The organism is Massilia sp. CT11-108, assembly GCF_047302915.1.
GTDB classification, from domain to species: domain Bacteria; phylum Pseudomonadota; class Gammaproteobacteria; order Burkholderiales; family Burkholderiaceae_D; genus Telluria; species Telluria orientalis.
The window spans coordinates 1-347 of the sequence record NZ_JBKYMO010001353.1 but is presented as its reverse complement, the minus strand read 5'-3'; the positions used below and the strand labels follow the sequence as shown (position 1 = coordinate 347).

Below are 347 nucleotides of genomic sequence, written 5' to 3'. Positions count from 1 at the left end.
CCCAGGAAGTACAGCTCCAGGAAAGCCGGCCCCGAACCCAGCGACGCCGTGTCGATGTCGACGTGATAGAGCGGGGTGGCCGCCGCCTGGCCGCAGGTGCCGGTCAGCGCGGCCGCGAGTGCCAGCCAGGATAAGAAGTGCTTGAATCGAAACATGGTCAGGTCCTTTACTGGATGCTGAAGAGGGCCGGCGTGTAGGCGATGCCGACTTTGTTCGGGTTGGAGAAAGTGGTCGTCAAGGTGACGCTCTGGCCCGGAGCCAGGCTGGCGGCCGGCAGCGCCATGTACGGCACGCCGTCCTTCACGCCGGTTTGCGTGTCCAGCGTGACGCCGGCCGTCAGTGCCTGC

Annotated in this window: 1 protein-coding gene; it reads right to left on the bottom strand. The window is 66.0% G+C overall.

What is annotated here, in order from left to right; translation table 11 throughout:
• Positions 1-166 precede the first annotated feature (166 nt).
• Positions 167-347, bottom strand: a 181-nt coding sequence (locus ACEN88_RS34760) for a hypothetical protein (RefSeq protein ID WP_413346967.1), incomplete at its 5' end; no start/stop codon positions are given.